This window comes from Nocardia sp. NPDC058480, from assembly GCF_042720495.1.
In the GTDB taxonomy this organism is placed as follows: Bacteria; Actinomycetota; Actinomycetes; order Mycobacteriales; family Mycobacteriaceae; genus Nocardia.
Genome location: NZ_JBHXMN010000001.1, coordinates 177194 through 196244 on the forward strand (window position 1 = coordinate 177194; position 19051 = coordinate 196244).

Consider the following 19051-nt stretch of genomic DNA (forward strand, 5'->3'; position numbering starts at 1 on the left):
GACGCTGCCCGCCGACTTTCCCCGTGAGCTCACTCACCTGCGCACCGCGGCAGGCTCGTGGGCTCGCAGCCAGGTGATGAATCGTTCGGTGTCACTGATCAATTCACGCATCGGACGGTCGATCGGCACGTGCGCGCCCGCGGTGGCATCACGAAGGACGCCGACGAGCCAGCGTCCGCCGACCGCGCTCAGGTGCTTGTTCAGGTCGTCCACGCGGGCGCCGACACCCATGATGGCGAGGGTGATCATGGCGCGGGTGGTGTGCGCGTTGCGCACCCGCCGTTCCACTTCCCCGTGCTCGAGACCGCCCGCCAGCAGTTCCTGGCGGGCCTTGGCCAGCCCGGCCGCCTCGATCGCCGAACGGCAACAGGTCGCGACGAGTTCGTCGGCGATGGCGGCGGGAAGTTGCGGTGTGCGCAGCAGGGATCGGGCGTCGTCGAGATAGCGGCGAACCGGGTCGCCGGTCACCCGCACCTCGACGATCGAACGCTCACGACGCTGGACTTCGAGCACCGTCGCATCGAGCTGCATGCGACGCACCGCCTCGGCGAGGCGCTCGTCGTGGGTAAACACCACCACCTGTCGCCCCGCCGCTACCTCGGCGAGGACCCTGGCCAGCCCGTCGACCTTCGCGGGGTCCATCGCCTGCACCGGGTCGTCGATCATCACGAACCGGAAAGGGCTGTGCGCCACCGTGGCTCGCGGCAGGAACAGCGACAGCCCGAGCGCGTGCAGCTCCCCCTGACTCATCACGCCGAGCGCCGCGCCGTCCACTTCGTCGACGGTGACATCGAGCAACACCCGTCGCGCGGTCCCCGCACTGCCCTGCAACCGAATCGATCCGAGCTCCACATTGCTCTGCTGGCGCAGGGTGCTCCACACCCAGCGCGCGGTGGTCTCCAGCGGCCGCATCCGCTCCCCACGGATCGTCGCCGTCGCCGCCTTGAGCCAGTCGGCCGCCTTCTTCACGACCCGCAGCTCGCTCGCGTGGTCGGCGACGGCGCGGGCGGGGTCGAGCCAGGCGAGAACGCGCGGGACCAGTGGCGACCACACCGCATCGAGTCGATCCAGTTCGGTGCGCGTATCCCTTTGTAGTGCACCGAGTTCCACAGCAAGGTCGGTGTGAATCGCGCGCAGTCGATCCGGGAGCCGATCTTCGTAGTCGGCTGTCGCGAGCCCGGCCCACTCCGACCAGAGCTGCCCTACGATCTCGCGCTGTTTACGCAACGAGTCCGAGGTGCCATACGAACTCGGTTGCCCTGCAGGAGCATCCGCCTGGCGATGCCTCGGATCGAGGCTTGGCAGCACGTCCGCCGGGTAGGAGCGGCCCGCTCCGCCGGGGGTCGCCGAGCCGAGCTCGATCGGCAGCTGCGCGGGGAGGTCGCGGGCCGCCGCGAGAGCCGTGTCGAATTCCGCCGTGGCCGCCTGCAACGCCGCGAGTTCCGTGGTGCGGTGCGCGATTTCGGACTCAGCGGCAGCGAGCCAGTCGGCGCCGAGCTCGTCGCGTCCACAGACCGGGCAGGGACACGAACCCGCCGCCGTGACGTGTTCGCGGGCCCGCGTGAGCAATTCGAGAACTCGCAGATCGGCGTCGGTATCGACGGTCGCGTGGCGCGCCACATTCCGGGCCGATTCGGCGAGCCGATCCGCCGTGGCGGCGACCTGCCTGGCATCGGGCAACGTCAGCCGCAAGATCGTGCGCAAACCCTCGGGCCCGTCGATACCGAGGACCGAGCCCGCTACCGCGCCTGCCACCGCGTCGAGATCGGGGTCCGGCGTCCGCAGCAGCTCTGCCACGCCGCGAGCACGGTCGTCATCGGCCTCGGCGAGCTCGACCAGCAGGTCGGCGCGGGACTGACGCGAATCCTTCACGGCGCGTTCGAGTTCGAGTTTGCGCAGCCTGATCTGTTCGGCCGCGGCGGCCAGCTCGTCGAGGCCGAGCAGGCGATGCAGCGCGTCGAACAGGTCGCTCGGCTTGCCGTCGACGAGCGCGCCGAGTTCGCTGTAGGACAGGAACGGGCGGTACAGATCGAGCCGTTGCCTGCGTCCACGCGGGTCGACCGATGCCACCGGTTCGGATCCGCGCCGCTCGGTCCACTGTGCGTCGGCCAGGTCCGCACTCGCGTCCCAGCTGGTGGCGACCGAGAGTTGCGGCTGTTCGCCTGCGGTGAGCAGCTCGACATCGATCCGGGCGGTATCGGGTTCGTGCAGGTTGCGCCAGCCCTCTCGCCATGCGGTCGAGCGGCCGTCCCAGCGCCGATTTCCACCGGTCAACGCGAATTCCGCGGCCTCGGCGAAACTCGACTTTCCGCTGCCGTTGCGACCGACCACGAGCGTCAGGCCGGGCCCCGGATTCAACCGCAGCGTCGCGGCGGGCCCGATCCCACGAAAACCCTGCACGGTGATCGACCGCAGGAAAACCCCGGAATCACCGGAATCCGTTGCGGCCGAGTCACCGTCGACAGCTGTGAGCGCGGCGAGCACGCATTCGGCGACCCGTTCCTCCACTGCCGGGTCGGCGGCGAGCTCGCGTGCGACCACCTCGGCGATCCGATCCGAGCACACTTGCGACATCCCCCTTCGCGTCGGCGCGCAACGCGGCGATTTTGGTGGAAACGCTACCTGATCGCCGGATGTTCGCCCAGGGGATGCGCAGGGCCCCAGCGAATCTGCCCGCGGGAGTGGAATGGCCATCGCGGTACCTCGGCGGCCCTCGATGTCCACCCCTCGCCCACCCCGGCGGGCAGCTCGATGAGGTGTTCACACCCGCGTTACGCTGCGTCGAGCAGCGCGGGCGGTCCGGGCGGTGCCGAACAGGTCAGAATGCCAGACATCGCGGCTCACGGCAAGGGCTGGAGCACGAAACTTCCACAGCTCCAGCATTTTCCAGGTGCCTCGCCGCCAGGACCGCTAGTTGTCGGTGGGTTGCGGTAGATATTCGGCGAACAGAGAACGGGGGAAGTTGATGACCGAGCAACGCACGCCGTGGACCGAGGACCAGGTCCGCGCGCTCGCACCCGACGCGAGCTCGCTGGCTGCCGCACGCAAGCTGGCCGGTCGCTGGCGCGAGACCGGCACCGCCGGTAACGCGGTGTGGGGGCTGTGTCAGGGCAGTGGCGCCAAGCCGTACCAGGCGATCGTCGACCTGGATGGGCCCGCGTACAAGTGTTCGTGCCCGAGCCGCAAGTTCCCCTGTAAGCACACGCTGTCGCTGTTGCTCGCATGGTCGAGCGGCCACGCACCCGCCCGGGATGCCCCCGCCGATTTCGCGGCCGAGTGGCTGGCGGGGCGGGCCGCGAAGGCCGCCGCACCGCCGAAGGCCAAGGCCGCGAGCACACCGTCGCAGGCCTCCGTCGAGCAGCGGCGGACCCGCGTCGCCGCCGGGCTCACCGAACTGGAGGTCTGGCTGACCGACCAGATCCGGACCGGCCTGGCCCAGACCGACCGGTCGTTCGCCGCCTACGAGGCGATCGCGGCACGGATGGTCGATGCCCAGGCGCCCCGCATCGCCGAGACTCTGCGCAGGTTGCCCACCGCGGTCGTCACCACCGAGCACTGGCCCGAACTGCTGTTGCGCGAGTTCGCCCGCCTGCACCTGCTGGTGCTGGCCCATCGCAGGCTCGATGCCATGCCCGAGCCGCTGCAAGCGGGAATTCGCACCCATGTCGGCTACCCGACGTCGGCCGAGTCGGTCCTGACCGAGCCCGGCGTGCGGGATCGCTGGCTGGTGCTCGGCATGCGGGTGAGCGAGGAGGAGCGTCTGCACACCCGTCGTACCTGGCTGCGTGGTCGCGGCAGCGGACGATGGGCTCTGCTCATCGAACATTCCTTCGCCACACCGAATTTCACCGGCGAGGTGCCCGCGCCCGGCAGCGAGGTGGACGCCGAGCTGCACTACTACCCCGGCGCGGCGGCCCTGCGCGCGCAATGGGGCACCCGCCACGGCGTACCCGAACCCTTCACGACCATCCCCGCTGTCGGCGGCACCACGATCGACGACGCGCTGGACGCCTACGCAGGCGCGTTGAGCGACGATCCGTGGCTGCGCGCCTGGCCCGCGCTGCTCACCGATGTCGTACCGGTGCTCGACGAGAACGGCTGGCAGCTCGTCGCGTCCGACGGCACCGCGCTCCCGCTGCCCGCGGGCGTGCGTCCGTGGCGGCTGATCGCCGTCGCAGGTGGTCATCCGGTGACGGTGTGCGGCGAGTGGCGGGCCGACGGCTTCGACCCGATCTCGGTCTTCAGCGCGGGCGAGGTGAGCGACCTGGAAACCGAGTTCCCCACCGAGATAACCCCGACTCCCGCGCTGGCCGAACTCGTCTCGGTAGCCCTGCTCGGCACCGCCCGCCGCAGCGCCGACGGCATCCACCTCGACGCCGTGGTCGCCACCGCCGTCCCGCAGCACGCGGGCGAACCGGCCACCCGGCTGCTGCACACCGCCGCGCTGCAAGATCTGTACCTGCGCGGCGGGCAACTCCCGCGAGCCGCGTCGAAACCCGAACCCGCCGTGGACGATCCGCGCCGCCTGCTGCCCCGTCCGGCCGCCGATCGCCTCAGCCGCCTGCTCGCTGACAAATCCCCGTTCCTTAGCGAGTGGTTCGCCGCGGCAACGCCTTTCGATTTCCGGCTCCCCGACGTGCTGTGCGTCCAGGCGCTCTCCGCTGCCTCCGACAGTGCGCTGCGAGCGCCACTACTGCGACTTGCCGGCCGCCGCGGACGCTGGCTCGCCGCCCGCAATCCCGCCTGGGCGAAACTGGTCGACGAGTTCCCCGCCGATGCGGCCCTATCGCTCGCGGATGGGGCAGCCGAGAACAGCCGGCCGGAGCAAACAGTGGATACCACCGGCATCCACACCCACGCTGAGGCGAGCACTGCCCGCAGCGCTGACACAGGCGCGCGCGCAGCCACCGAAAGGGACTCCGAGCCGACGACGACTGCGGATATCGGTACCGGCTCGGGCTCCGGTACGGAGCCGGGAGCCGCCGCTGCCCATGATGTCTGGTTGTTCGGCACATCCGGCGAGCGAAAGGACTGGTTCGCGCGTACGCGCCGGGCCGATCCCGCCGCTGCCCTGGCCGTGCTGAAATCGGCGTGGCCGAAGGAGTCCGGGCCGGTCAAGGCGGAACTGCTGGCACTGCTGGAGGATGGGCTGAGTTCGGCGGACGAAGCCCTGCTCGAGCGGGCTCTCGATGATCGGCGCGGGGATGTCCGGCGCACCGCCACCACGCTGCTGAACAAGCTCCCTGACGCCGCTTTCGGGCGGCGGATGGCAACTCTGGTGGCGTCGTGGATTCGGGTCGACGATGACGGCACCATCGAGGTGACGGTGCCAGCGGAGCTCGACGCGCAGGCCCGGCGCGACGGCATCACCGATGCGACCGATCAAGCGAAATTGCGCTGGGACACCCCTGATTCGACGATCACGACCCTGCACCAGGCGATCGCCGCGACTCCGCTCACCGCATGGACCCCGATCGTGCGCTCCACCCGCGAGAACACCGCGACCACCGCGCTGACCTTGTCGCTGCCACCGCGCTATGCCAAGGCGATCGTGGACGGCTGGGTCGATGCCACGCTCGCCCAGCGCGACACCACGTGGGCCCGTGCGCTGTTCGCCCACGCGACGCCGACCGAGCAGGCCGTGCTCCGGCGGCGCGAGCTGTTCACCCTGCTCGATGCCGCCGACCGGATCGAGCACGTGCTCGACCTCGACGCACACCAACTCAACGAACTCCACGCGATCCTGCCCGGCCTCGATCACCCGTGGCCGGAACCCGTCGCCACCCATGTGCTGCGTCTGCTCGGCGAGCGTGCCCGCACCACCGCGCGTCAGCCCCATGCCAGTGCCGGCGTGTACACCGACCGGGCGCTGCTCACCGCGGCGAGCGTCCACCTGCCTGTCGAGCTCGCGACGCGCATCACCGCGCTCGCCGACACCACCGACGATCCCGCCTGGCAACAGGCTTTCCACCGACTCGCCCACGATCTCACCGACCGCGCCACCATGCTCGAGGAGCTGCGATGACCACCACCGAACCCGCCACCACCCTGCTGCGCCCGCACGCCGAACAGGCCTTCGCCGACGAGCTGGCCGCCCTGGCCCGCGTCGACGACCGCGTGCGTCCGCCGTCCTGGCAGCTGTCGCCGTGGGCGGTGGTCACCTACGTCCTCGGTGGCACCCTCGACGACGGCACCGTGATCACGCCCAAGTATGTCGGCCCACGCAGGCTGATGGAAGTCGCGGTCGCGACGCTGGCCACCGACCGCGCGCTGCTGCTGCTCGGTGTACCCGGTACTGCGAAAACCTGGGTGTCGGAACATCTTTCGGCTGCGATCAGCGGCGAGTCGACGCTGCTCGTGCAGGGCACCTCCGGCACCGCGGAAGAAGCGATCCGCTACGGCTGGAACTACGCCCGCCTGCTCGCCGAGGGGCCGAGCGACGCCGCGCTTGTCGCGTCGCCGGTGATGACCGCGATGCGAACCGGCGCCATCGCCCGCATCGAAGAACTCACCCGCATCCCCTCTGATGTGCAGGACGCGCTGATCACCATCCTGTCCGAGAAGACCCTGCCGGTTCCCGAACTCGGCGCAGAAGTGCAGGCGGCCAAGGGCTTCAACGTCATCGCCACCGCCAACGATCGCGACCGCGGCGTGAACGATCTTTCCTCGGCCCTGCGCCGGCGTTTCAACACCGTCGTGTTGCCGCTGCCCGCCGACGAGGATTCCGAGGTCGCCATCGTCAGCCGTCGCGTCGAACAGCTCGGCGCCGCACTGGAATTGCCGACGGTTCCCGCCGCCGCCGAGGAAGTCCGCCGGGTGGTGCGGGTCTTCCGCGAACTGCGCTCCGGCATCACCGCCGACGGCCGCACCAAACTCAAGTCCCCCTCGGGCACCCTGTCCACCGCGGAGGCGATCTCGGTGATCACCAACGGCCTCGCCCTCTCCGCTCACTTCGGCGACGGTGTGCTGCGCGCCTCCGACATCGCGGGCGCCGTCCTCGGCTCGGTGATCAAAGACCCGGTGGCCGACACCGTGGTCTGGACCGAATACCTCGAGGCCGTCGTCCGGGAGCGCCCCGACTGGGCCGACTTCTACCGAGCCTGCCGCGAAATCGCCGGCTGACACCACCGCCTGGGAGGACGGAACACACAGCACACATGGGGTTTTCGATGAGTCACAGCAACAAGGCGGCCCACTCCGCCACTGGTGATGCCACACCGGGCGATCCGGCGGGCGATCCGCCTGTGGATGCGGTGACGCGGGTGTTCGGCATCCGTCACCACGGGCCGGGATCGGCGCGCTCGCTACGCCACGCACTCGAGGAGTTCCGACCCGACGCCATCCTCATCGAAGGTCCCGCGGACGCTGACCCGCTCGTCGGATTCGTCGCCGCCGACACGATGATCCCACCGGTCGCGCTGCTCGCCTACGTCCCGGATTCGCCTGCCCGCGCGGCATTCTGGCCCTTCGCGGCGTTCTCCCCGGAATGGCAGGCGATGCGCTACGGCGTCGACCACGCCGTGCCCGTCCGCTTCTGCGACCTCCCAGCGGCGAACGTCCTCGCCGCCGACGACGATGCTCGCGGTGGCGGTTCCGACCCACTTGCCGCTCTCGCCTCGGCCGCCGGCTACGACGACGCCGAACGATGGTGGGACGCCGTGGTCGAATCCGTCCCCGACAGCGCGGCTTTCGACGCGATCACCGAAGCGATGACCGCCCTACGCGAGGACGCCCCACACCCGGCGACCGGCGCCACACCGCACGCAGCGGACGCGCCACCACCGAACAATCGGGCACCCATCGACCCGTCTGCACCAGCGAGCGGCGCGGCCCGGACGGGCACCGATCCGGACGATGCCGCTGAAACAACTTCAGCGGCAGCGGAATTCATGTCTCCGGCAGCGCCGGATCAGAGTCGCAGCGCCTTCGCACCGCTGGTTGTCGATCAGCACACATTGCGACGGGAGGCGCATATGCGGGAGGTGATGCGGAAGGCTCTCAAGAATGGGTCGAAGCGGCTGGCCGTGGTGTGCGGCGCCTGGCATGCGCCCGCGCTGACGGGCCCGCTGGGACCTGCGGCGCCGGACAAGCGGCTACTCACAGGCTTGCCGAAGACGAAGGCGGCACTGACGTGGGTGCCGTGGACACATTCGCGGCTGGCGGCCGGATCGGGATACGGGGCAGGCGTCACCTCGCCCGGCTGGTACCACCATCTGTTCACCGAGACCGAGCGGCCGGTGGCGCGCTGGCTCACCAAGGTGGCGGGGGTGCTGCGCGAGCACGATCTGCCGGTGTCGAGTGCGCACATCATCGAGGCGGTGCGGCTGGCCGACACCCTCGCGGCGTTGCGCGGCAGGCCGCTGGCCGGCTTGTCCGAGGTCACCGAGGCGGTGCGGTCGGTGATGTGCGGTGGCGACGAGACCATGCTGCGGCTGGTGATCGATGAACTCGTCGTCGGCGAGACGCTCGGCAGCGTGCCCGAGGACACCCCGACAGTGCCTTTGGCCGCCGATCTGCGGGCGCGCAGCAAAACCCTGCGGCTCAAGCCGGAGGCTCTTGCCCGCACAGTCGACCTGGACCTGCGCAAGGAACGCGATGTCGAACGCTCGCATCTGCTGCACCGGCTGCGCCTGCTCGGCATCGACTGGGGCACGCCGACAACCGGCGAGGTCCGCAGCACCGGCACCTTCCGCGAGACGTGGACCCTGCGCTGGGAACCGGAATTCGAAGTCCGCATCGTCGAGGCCGCGGTATGGGGCACCACCCTGCGCACCGCCGCGGAGACGAAGATCCTCGATACCGCGAGCCGCGACGACGTCACCGTCACCGCACTCGCCGACGCACTGGAAATGGCCCTGCTCGCCGACTTGGGCGGTGCCACCGAAGGTTTGATCACCAGACTCGAAGCCGCCGCCGCCCTCGACCACGACGTCACCCACCTTCTCGGCGCCCTACCCGGCCTGACCCGCACGCTGCGCTACGGCGATGTCCGCGGCACCGACACCAAGGCATTGGCCCACGTCGCCGACGGCCTGCTGGTACGGATCTGCGCGGGCCTGCCCGGCGCTGTCACCGGCCTCGACACCGACGCCGCGCAGGCCCTGCGCACCCAGATCGACGCCGCGCACACCGCCATCAGCACCCGCGACGATGAGCACGCCACCACCGAATGGCTGGCGACCCTGCAGCGCATCGCCGACCGCGACGATGTGCACGGCGCGATCGGCGGCCGCGCGGTGCGCCTGCTCTGCGACGCCGAACGCATCGACGACGCCGACTCCGCCCGCCGCCTCGCCGCCGCGCTGTCCATCGGAAACACCCCCGCCGCGAAAGCCGCCTGGATCGACGGCTTCCTCGGTGGCCGCGGCCTGCTCCTGGTTCACGACCGAGAGTTGTTGCGCCGCATCGACGAATGGCTCCGCGATCTCAACGAGGACCAGTTCGTCGCCACCCTCCCGTTGTTGCGCCGCACCTTCGGGTCCTTCGAATCCGGCGAACGCCGAGCCATCAGCCAGGTCCTACGAGACACCGACTCAGCACCGACGACACCCTCGGGCCCCACTGCCATCGATCCGATCCGCGGACAACTGGCGCTCCGCGCGGCGACCGCGATCCTCGGAGCCGCAGGATGACCCACCTCCACAGACCTCGAACGCCAAGCCGCACACAACGCCAGATCCCCAGGTCACAACCGTTCTCCGCGATGCCGCGACAGGATTTCGCACCGCCCATCGAACCCGGCGCGATCAGCATGGCGGCTCGCACCCTCGCGCTAACCGATCTCTCGCTCGATCACCAGGAGCACCGATGACCGATCCCGACGAAACCCAGTCGCGCCGTTGGCGTCTGGTGCTCGGCACCGCCGCCGACGAGCAGCTCGGCGGCCTGTCCGCCGGCGCCGATCAGGCAATGGACCAGGCACTGGGTGCCCTCTACAACACCGGCGAGGCCGGCGGCTCGACGAAAAGGTCCGGCGGACTGGGTGGTTCGGCGCCACGGGTAGCGCGCTGGCTCGGCGATATCCGCACCTACTTCCCCGCGACGGTGGTCGAGGTGATGCAGCGCGACGCGGTGGAGCGACTGAACCTCACCCAGCTGCTGTTGGAGCCAGAGCTGCTGGAATCGGTGGAGCCCGATGTGCACCTGGTCGGCACCCTGCTCGGGCTCAACCGGGTGATGCCCGAAACCACCAAGGCCACCGCGCGGATGGTAGTCGAGAAGGTGGTGCGCGAGATCGAGCAACGCATCGCCGCCAAGACCGTGGCCGCGGTGTCGGGCGCCATCAACCGTGCCGCCCGCACCCATCGCCCGAAACTGCGTGACATCGATTTCAATCGGACAATTCGCAAGAATCTCGCCAATTACCTGCCCGAACACCGCACCATCGTGCCCGAAAGGCTCGTCGGCTACGGCCGCAAGTCGCAGTCGATCCAGCGCGATGTGGTCCTTGCCATCGACCAATCCGGTTCGATGGCGGCCAGTGTCGTCTACGCCTCGGTTTTCGGCGCGGTCCTCGCCTCCATGCGGTCGCTGAAGACCTCGCTGGTCGTGTTCGACACCGAGATCGTCGACCTCACCGACCAGCTCAGCGACCCGGTCGACGTGTTGTTCGGCACCCAGCTCGGCGGCGGCACCGACATCAATCGCGCCATCGCCTACTCGCAAACGCTGATCACCCGCCCCACCGACAGCCTGTTCGTGCTCATCTCCGATCTCTACGAAGGCGGCGTGCGCAACGAGATGCTGCGCCGCTGCAACGCGATGAAGGAAGCGGGCGTCCAGGTGGTCGTGCTGCTCGCCCTCTCCGACGAAGGCGCACCCGCCTACGACCACGACAACGCCGCGGCCCTGGCAGCACTCGGCATTCCCGCCTTCGCCTGCACCCCCGACAAGTTCCCGGATCTACTCGCCACCGCGCTGGACCGCGGCGACATCACGCGCTGGGCCGACACCTTCGCCCCAGCGGTGTAATCGCGCCCCGGCGGGAATGTGGGTGGTCTTCCACAGATCTCGCCGGCGGCCGGTGGCGAGACTCGGGAGCGTTCCGAGCCCGGGCCAACTAGGCTGCCAACGATCGGGTTCGGTGAACGGAGTGAGGCGATGTTGCGGCGCGGGGCGGTGTTCGCCGGTTTCGTCATCGAGCGTGAGCTGGGGCGGGGCGGGATGGGCGCGGTGTACGCGGCCAGGGACCGCAGGCTGCCACGGCTGACCGCGTTGAAGTTGATGCACCGTGACCTGTTCGCCGACTTCGAGATCCGGGCCAGGTTCGAACGCGAAGCCGACCTCGTGGCTCAGCTCGACCACCCGAACATCATCACCGTCTACGACCGTGGCATCGACGAGGAACGACTGTGGATCGCGATGCAGTTCGTGGACGGTGTCGACGCGTCGGCGGTTCCGGTAGAGCAGTTCGGGAGCGAGCGGATCGCTCAGATCGCCACCCAGACCGCGAGCGCCCTCGACTACGCCCACCGCCAGGGCGTTCTGCACCGAGACGTGAAACCGGCCAACATCCTGTTGTCGCGCACCGCGGGTGTCGGCGCGGGCTTCGACGAACGAGTCGTATTGACCGACTTCGGCATCGCGAAACTCCTCGACGACACCGGCGGCCTTACCCGCACGGGCCAGTTCACCGCCACCATCGCCTATGCCTCCCCCGAGCAACTCAGCAGCGCCCCTCTCGACGGCCGCGGCGACCAATACTCGCTGGCCTGCACGGTATTCCGCCTGCTCACCGGCACCGGCCCCTTCGACGCACCCAACCCGGCCACCGTCATGCTCGGCCACCTCAACACCCCACCCCCCGCGGCCAGCACCCGCCGCGCCACCCTCCCCACCGCGGTGGACGCGGTCCTGTCCAAGGCCATGGCCAAGGACCCCGCCCACCGCTTCCCCACCTGCATCGCCTTCGCCACCGCACTCACCGAAGCCCTCCGTCGCCCGACATCCGGGGCTACCTCGGCGCTGCGGCCGGGTACCGGTGCCGCGCCGCACAGGTCGCCGAGTCAGCCGCATGCCGCCGGGCGCCACGACCCGACTGCTGTCCGCCACACCTCGATCGAGCCGGAAAGTCTCGTCTCACTCAACAGTCGTGGGCTCGACGCGGCCCGGAAGGTCCATCCCGCACAGGAACCGACAGCACACGGCCTGTCACGGACGCGATCGTCGAGCCCCGATCCCGCCCGACGGACCAGGGATGCCGTAGCGACCGCCGCCCCGCTGTGGCTGAACGCCGTGCACGGCTGCCTGCTCGGCGGCGCGATCGGCGATGCGCTCGGCGCTCCCGTGGAAACCCGCTCGCTGCCAGAGATACGGGCCGAATTCGGCCCGCTCGGCGTCACCGACATCGACCCGCTGCGCATCTCCGAAGAGACCCAGCTGACCGCGTTCACCGTCGAAGCGCTGATCCGCGGCTCGGTGCGAGCCAGGGCGAAGGGCATCGGCGGCGCGACGATGGGTTTGCTCCAGCAGGGCCTGCTCGTGTGGTTACGCGGACAGGTCACCGAAATGCCCGACCAGCCGTTCGCGCTGTACAGCTCGCTCAGCGACTACCCCGAACTCACCGAGCAACGCGGCGTGGCCAATTCGGTCTACACCGCGCTGCGCCACGCGGCGGAAAGGCGCGCGCCGACCGACCCGCTCGGCACCCGCGCCCAGCCGATCAACCACTCCAAGGGCAGTGGCGCCGTGATGCGCGCCGCCCCGTGCGGATTCGGTTACGCCGCAGACCGTTCCGGTGCGGCTACCGACGCCGTCTTCGAATTGGGTTGTGACGCCGCCGCACTCACCCACGGCCACCCCAGCGGCTGGCTCCCCGCGGGCACCCTGTCCGCACTGATCTATCAGCTCGCGCGCGGCGCCGACCTCGCCACCGCACTCTCCCGCGCACGCGTCGAGCTCGCGAAGTACCCCGAGCACGAGGAAACCTCGGCCGCCCTCAATGCCGCACACCGGCTGGCCGCCCGGATCGAACGCGAACGGCGGTATCCCACACCGGAAGACGTGGAGACCCTCGGCCAGGGCTGGATCGGCCCCGAAGCTCTCTCGATCGCCGTCTTCGCCACCCTCGCCGCCGAAGGTCTCGGTGGCGCGCCCCACGACATCGTCCGCACCGGACTCCTGCTGTCGATCAACCACTCCGGCGACAGCGACGCCACCGGCTCGATCGCGGGCAGCCTCCTCGGCGGGCGCTACGGCCGCTCCGCCCTGCCCCGACGTTGGGCAAACGCTGTCGACGCCCGCCGGGTCCTGGAGTTCCTCGCCACCGACTACTGCACCGAATTCGGCCTCACCCCACCCCGCGACTCCCGCGGCCAACCACCCGACCAGTGGTGGAACAACCACCCTGACCGGCCGCCGTCTGCCTGACCGCGCACCCCGACGGCGTAGCCGTCGGCAGGACGACACGGGGCGCCCTGCCAACGGCTTGCGATCAACTCTCGATCAGCCGGTGGAACTCGACGGTGTCGAAGATGTCCTCCATCCGGGTCGCCTTCCCGTCGCGCATCGTCCACGAGTGCAAGAAGGAAAGAGTGGCGGTGGTTCCGGTTCGGGAGGTCACATCACGGATTCCGAATACCACCACCCGATCACCTTGCTCGATGAACTCCTGTGGGTGCAGCTTCATGCCGCCCAGCACCGACGGGACGTGCGCGAGGAATGCCTTGATTCCCGCATGACCCAACTTCGTTCCGCCGAGCCCGTATTTGTTCATCCCCTCCGGATGCACCCATTCGATATCCGGGTGCATCGCCGACAGGATCGCGTCGACATCGCGGCTGGCGAAACCTTCATATGACCGGCGGATCACGGCGAGATTGTCCGTCCGGGTCTGCGACCCCCTGGTTGTCTCGCTCATGACACCGACTCGCGCAACTGCTCGGGGAACAGCTCGGCCACGGTCCGGCGAATGCCTTCGCGCCAGGTCACCGCGCACGGGCCGGTGAGGGAATGCCGCAGCGCCGGATCGAATTGGTATGTTTCCCTGGTGATTTCGCTGGGCACCAGTTCGGCCTGCACGCCGGTCAGTTCCTCCAAATAGCGAACGCAGTCGGTGATGCCGACCGATTCGTCCCCGCCCCAGTTCACCAACGTCGCCGACGTGGACGCCGCGGCGAACAGCTTCGGTACCTGCGCGATGAGATCGTCGATGTAGAGCAGCGAACACCAGTTCTGACCTTCGAGCGGCACGGGGATGGGTTCGCCCGCCAGCATTCTCTTCAGGTACAGCATCGGCACGCCGCCATAGCCGCTGGGGCCATAGGCGATATTGAGCCGCGCGATGACGGTCGGCAACTCGAGCACCGACGCGAGCGCACGGACCGCGCCCTCGGCCGCTATCTTCCCGACGGGATAGGTCGGCAACCAGTCCGCGACACCGTCGATCGGATCGGTCTCCCGGTAGCGGTGGTCGAGGGTCTGGCGCTTGTACAGCGCGCCTGTCGAGACGAACAGGAACGCCTCGGCGGTCCGGCAATGCGCCATCAAACGGCCGGTGGCGGTGGTATTCGCCGCGATGCTCTCAGTGAAATCCGTACCATCGCCGCGGCGGACCGCCGAGTGGAAGACATGGGTGAAATCGTCGGGCAGCCCGGCGTAGGCGGTGGGCCCCTGGTTGTCGAGATCCCACTGAAAAGTCGTGATCCCGTGGTCCCGCAGTGCCGCTTCCGAACCGGGTGCACTGAACCGGCCGAGGCACCACACCTCGTTGTGTTCGGCCAGTGCCTTCGCGACGGGACCGGCCACCAGCCCGGTCGCGCCGGTGATGAGTACCTTCTTGCCCTGCAATGCTCGTCCTATCGATCGGTGCGGTTGGCGTCGGCGTCGGCGAGCGCCTGATCCAGTTCCTTGCGGAGAGTGGCTTGGAAGGATGCCACGTGCTGGGGACCCATCAGGGTGTAGTGCTCACCGGGAACGTCGATGTAACTATTGGTCTCCCGGCTGAAGTCATCCCATCGGCGCAGTTCCTTGTCGAGCCAGTCCTGCTTGGTTCCGCGCAGCGGAATCGCGTAGAAGACGGCCATCGACCGCACGTTCCCGCTCGGAGCGTACGTGCCCCCGAGTTCGGTCAGTCCGGCGGCGAGCTCGGCCCACGCGCGGAACTTCGTGAGATCCAGGTCCAGTTCGGAGACCCGCCCGGCGGGCGCGAGTTCGAGCAGCCGGATCAGTTGTTCTTCCTTCGGCAGCGGCCGCAGCCGGTCAGGTAGCAGCGCCGCTTGCGCCGTGGTGACCAGTTCCAGGAACATGGCCAGGTTCGTCGCGGTCTCAACGAAATCGAGTTCGTCCATGCGGTATTTGATGTGCGGCGGAAGATTGAAGCTGCCCACGAAATCGACTCGCTCACCGGCGGATTCGAGTCGCTTCGCGATCTCGAAGGCCACCGCGCCACCATAGGAGTAGCCGGCGAGGGCGTACGGGCCGTGCGGTTGACGTTTCCGGATCGCCGCCACATACGTGTCGACCATCTCGTCGAACGTGCTGAACGGCACTTCACCCGGGTTGAAGCCGCGGGCGCGCAGAGCGTAGAACGGCCGATCACCGACGAAATACTTCGCCAGGTTCACGAAGACCAGGACCTCACCGACACCCGGATGCACACAGAACAGCGGCGTCTTGTCGCCGACCGGCTGCAGCGCCACGATCGGATCGTAGGCGCGCGGCCCGGTGCCGCCCGCCACGTGGACCGCGAGTTCGCGAACGGTCGGTCCGGTGAGAATCTCGATCACCGGCAGTTCCCGGCCGTCGAAGTCCCTGGCCACCAGCTTGCTCAGGCGCAGAATATCCAGCGACGTCCCGCCGAGTTCGAAAAAGCTCGCGGTGACACTGATCTCGGCGGCGGGAAGATCGAAGAGTTCGGCGAAGATCTCGGTGAGTGCGGTCTCGATCGGCCCGTTCGGCGCCTCGAACCCGCCGAGCTGGCGGGTGGTCGCGGCAGCGGTGGCGGCGAGAATGTCACCGTATTCGCCGGATTCGAGCGCCCGCCGCATCCGAGGACGCAGGGTCTTGCCGAGACTGGTCTTCGGAAAATCCGACTTCGGCAGCGGCACAATCACTCCCGGGCGGAACCCGCACAACACCACCACGGTCGACCGCACCGCGGTCATCACCCGATGCAACTCGGTTTCGTCACCCTCGTTGTCGAGGTTGACCGCGATCACCAACTGTTCGGTGTCGGCGTCCGGGCGGCGGGTGGGGAAAGCTGCCACGTAGCCGCGGGTGACACCGTCGAGCTCCTCGAGCGCCGTTTCGATCTCGTGGCTGAAGTAGTTGACCCCGTTGACGATAATGCTGTCTTTGCTGCGTCCGGCCAGGGTCACCCGGCCGTCGTCGAGGCTACCGAGATCGCCGGTCCGGAACCAATGGTCAGGGGTGAAGGCAGCCGCCGTCGCGGCGTCGTTTCGGTAGTAACCGCGCGTGATCATGTCACCGCGCACCTGCAGTTCGCCGATCTCCCCGTCGGGCAACGGATTTCCGTCGTCGTCGGCGATGCGGACCGACAAACCGGGGATCGGACCGCCGACGCTCGCGAATTCCTGTCCGGCGTCGCAGACCGGGAATTCGCGGTTGTAGATGCTGCCCGCGCAGGTCTCGGTCATGCCGAACGCAGGCCACAGGGCGGCGTAGTTCAGCCCGTGCTGGGCGTAGGCGTCGAGGAACCGTTGCCCAGTCGCCACCACATTGGCCTCACCACCACTGACGATGTGCCGCAGGCAGGTCAGATCGAGACGCTCTGCCGCGGTCGCCACCGGCGCGTCGACCAGCGAATTGATCTGTCCGAGCAAGAAATTGGGTGTGAATGTCATGCTGACCCGGTATCGCGAGATGATCCGGAGGAATTCCAGCGGGTTCTGCAGGATCAGCTCCGATGGCGCGTGGATCTGCTGCGCACCGGCATACAGGGGCAGCAGATGTGTTTCCAGCATCGCGGCCACATGGTCGAAGGAAATCCAGTTGAACGTGGTGTCCCCGACGCCGAGCTGTTGCGTCTGCTGCTTGCCCGCCATCGACGCCAGCAGGTTGCCGTGCGTGAGCGTCACCGCCTTGGCGTTGCCGGTCGAGCCGGAGGTCAGCACGAGCAGTGCGAGATCGTCGAGCTGCGCGAGATGGGGCGCGGGCGCGGAATCGTCGGCGCGCAGGGCATCGAGTGACACCACGGACAGGCCTGGTACCGCGGGCAAGGCTCGGCGGGTAGCCGCCGAGGTGATCAGTAATGGGTGCTCGAGCAGCTCGTCGACGTGCCGCAGCGTGGCGGCCCAGCGTGCGGGGTCGGCCGGGGTCGCCACCAGCGTGCACGGTACGAATCCGCCGAGGAAGCAGGCCCACAGGGTGGTGACGAAGTCGCGATGATCATCGAGCAGCAGCGCCACCTTCGACTGCGGCCGCAGGCCCTGCGCGTGCAGTGCGCCCGTCAACAGCATTGCCTCGTCGAGCAATTGGCGATTCGACTGGTGGGAGCGAACTTCGGGTGTGCCGTCGGCGGCGTTGTCCAAATAGATGATCCCAGATGACGGGCGATGCAATACGGCAGACAGCAGGATCTGGGCTACTGATTGCGCGTCCTGCACCGAACGCGGAACTGGGATCGTTTCGAATCGACTCGCGAGCATGCTGTTCTCCATGTCCGGTTGCGGCAGGGCTGGATCAGACGGCGGTGATGACTTCGTCGTACTCGAGGCGGGGCAGGCGGCCCATCCAGGCATCCGGGCCGGGTTTGCCGATATTGACCACGCACAGCGGGGCGTGGCGGCCGTCGGGGAGGAATTCCCGAGCCACCGCTTCGTGGTCGAAACCGACCATCGGACCGGCCGCCAGGCCCGCTGCCCGGACACCGATGATGAAGTAGGCCACCTGCAGGGCGGCATTGAATTTCGCCGACTGCGCGCGGATCGCGGGATCGGCGAACACCGCTTGCGGGTTCTCCATGAACGGCACGAGTCTCGGCAGTTCTTCATGGAAGTCCAGGTCGGCGGCGAGAATCGCGACCAGCGGCGCCCGGTTGGTCTTTTCCTGGTTCCGCTCGGTCATCGCGGCGATCAGGCGACCTCGGGCCTCTTGCGAGCGGACCAGCACCACCCGAAGTGGCTGCTGGTTCATTGATGTGGGACCGAACTTCACCAGGTCGTAGATCGCCCGCACCTGCTCCTCGGAGACCGGCTCGTCCAGGAAAGTGTTGGCGGTGCGGGCGGTGCGGAACAGCAGATCCTGCGCGTCCGGATGTAGTGCCAGCGGTTCGGTCGATGTCAAGGTACGGCCGTCCATGACGCCCTCTCATAGTTTTTTGGACTGAGAGTCCAGAAAACCACCCGCTAAACTGGCCCGCAACTCGAACCATCGGTGACGCGTCTCACACGGAAGAAGGATGGGCCTGGGAAATGTGCTCCGCCGCCGCATATTCCGCTGCCATCGGGCGGCCGAAGGGGAATGACCCCGGTAAGTCCCGCCGGATCCTGGACGCTGCGGTGACCGAATTCCTCAACGAAGGCTATGACCGAACCAGCGTCGATTTGATCGCGGAGCGAGCCGGCGTCGCCAAACAGACCGTCTACAACCACTTCGGCGACAAGACGTCGCTGTTCCTGGCCGCGGTAGAGGCCGAACGCGGCCGTACCGCCACCGAATTCGAGAACAGCGCCGCCGCCTTGGTGCCGGTCGCCCCAGGAGCAGATACCCGCTCGGCACTACTCGCCATCGGACGACGCGCACTCGCGGTACTGCTCGATGAACGTGCCTCGGCCCTGCGCCGCCTGGTGATCAGCGAGGTCGCCCGGTACCCCGGACTGCAGCCTGCCTGCTCGGCGGGTGAACCGGCGCAGCTGGTGCGATTCATCGCCGATGAGCTGCGCCGGCGAACCGATCGTGGCGAACTGGATGTCCCTGATCCGGCAACAGGCGCCCGCCAGTTCGTCGCTCTGCTCGTCCAGCAGGGTCTGCACGAGTCGATGTACGGCACGATCGCGCTCACCGACGCACGGATCGACAGTCTCTGCGCTGAAACAGTCGAGTTGTTCCTGCGCGCGTACCGCATCTGAGCCAACGCGGCCGTGACCAGGTT

The 19051-nt window shown here is 68.4% G+C and carries 11 protein-coding genes; 6 read left to right on the top strand and 5 right to left on the bottom strand.

From position 1 onward, the window contains the following. Positions 1 to 33: 33 nt before the first annotated feature. Positions 34 to 2574 (bottom strand): AAA family ATPase, encoded by a 2541-nt coding sequence (locus ACFWO8_RS00870; protein WP_378940424.1) that lies wholly within the window; start codon positions 2572 to 2574, stop codon positions 34 to 36. A gap of 391 nt (positions 2575 to 2965) precedes the next feature. Here ACFWO8_RS00870 and ACFWO8_RS00875 point away from each other — a divergent pair, with 391 nt between their 5' ends. From ACFWO8_RS00875 to ACFWO8_RS00895, 5 genes are all read left to right on the top strand, one after another. Continuing rightward, positions 2966 to 6025, top strand: coding sequence for a DUF5691 domain-containing protein (locus tag ACFWO8_RS00875; protein ID WP_378940425.1), 3060 nt, complete (start codon positions 2966 to 2968; stop codon positions 6023 to 6025). Beyond that, positions 6022 to 7122, top strand: a complete 1101-nt coding sequence (locus ACFWO8_RS00880; RefSeq protein WP_378940426.1) for an AAA family ATPase — start codon at positions 6022 to 6024, stop codon at positions 7120 to 7122. Before ACFWO8_RS00875 ends, ACFWO8_RS00880 begins: the two co-directional genes overlap by 4 nt. Before the next feature lie 122 nt (positions 7123 to 7244). Continuing rightward, positions 7245 to 9632 carry a DUF5682 family protein gene (locus tag ACFWO8_RS00885; RefSeq protein ID WP_378943004.1) on the top strand — a complete coding sequence of 796 codons (2388 nt, stop codon included), beginning with the start codon at positions 7245 to 7247 and terminating at the stop codon, positions 9630 to 9632. 175 nt (positions 9633 to 9807) lie between these two features. After that, positions 9808 to 10971, top strand: a complete 1164-nt coding sequence (locus ACFWO8_RS00890) for a VWA domain-containing protein (RefSeq protein WP_378940427.1) — start codon at positions 9808 to 9810, stop codon at positions 10969 to 10971. Between the two features lie 129 nt (positions 10972 to 11100). Then, positions 11101 to 13368 carry an ADP-ribosylglycohydrolase family protein gene (locus tag ACFWO8_RS00895; RefSeq protein WP_378940428.1) on the top strand — a complete coding sequence of 756 codons (2268 nt, stop codon included), beginning with the start codon at positions 11101 to 11103 and terminating at the stop codon, positions 13366 to 13368. A gap of 64 nt (positions 13369 to 13432) precedes the next feature. Here the strand turns inward: ACFWO8_RS00895 and ACFWO8_RS00900 are convergent, their stop codons facing one another. The 4 genes from ACFWO8_RS00900 to ACFWO8_RS00915 are packed head-to-tail and all read right to left on the bottom strand — an operon-like array spanning position 13433 to position 18258. Next, entirely contained in the window at positions 13433 to 13858 is a 426-nt protein-coding gene (locus ACFWO8_RS00900; protein WP_378940429.1) for a nuclear transport factor 2 family protein, read from the bottom strand. Further along, positions 13855 to 14787, bottom strand: coding sequence for an NAD-dependent epimerase/dehydratase family protein (locus ACFWO8_RS00905; RefSeq protein WP_378940430.1), 933 nt, complete (start codon positions 14785 to 14787; stop codon positions 13855 to 13857). The genes ACFWO8_RS00900 and ACFWO8_RS00905 overlap by 4 nt, the downstream gene beginning before the upstream one ends. A gap of 8 nt (positions 14788 to 14795) precedes the next feature. Next, positions 14796 to 17699 carry an alpha/beta fold hydrolase gene (locus ACFWO8_RS00910; RefSeq protein WP_378943008.1) on the bottom strand — a complete coding sequence of 968 codons (2904 nt, stop codon included), beginning with the start codon at positions 17697 to 17699 and terminating at the stop codon, positions 14796 to 14798. Next, on the bottom strand, positions 17641 to 18258 hold the full coding sequence (locus ACFWO8_RS00915; RefSeq protein ID WP_378940431.1) for a malonic semialdehyde reductase: 618 nt from the start codon (positions 18256 to 18258) through the stop codon (positions 17641 to 17643). Before ACFWO8_RS00915 ends, ACFWO8_RS00910 begins: the two co-directional genes overlap by 59 nt. Positions 18259 to 18371: 113 nt before the next feature. Between ACFWO8_RS00915 and ACFWO8_RS00920 the strand changes: the two genes are divergently transcribed. Then, on the top strand, positions 18372 to 19028 hold the full coding sequence (locus tag ACFWO8_RS00920; RefSeq protein ID WP_378940432.1) for a TetR/AcrR family transcriptional regulator: 657 nt from the start codon (positions 18372 to 18374) through the stop codon (positions 19026 to 19028). Positions 19029 to 19051: the final 23 nt, after the last annotated feature.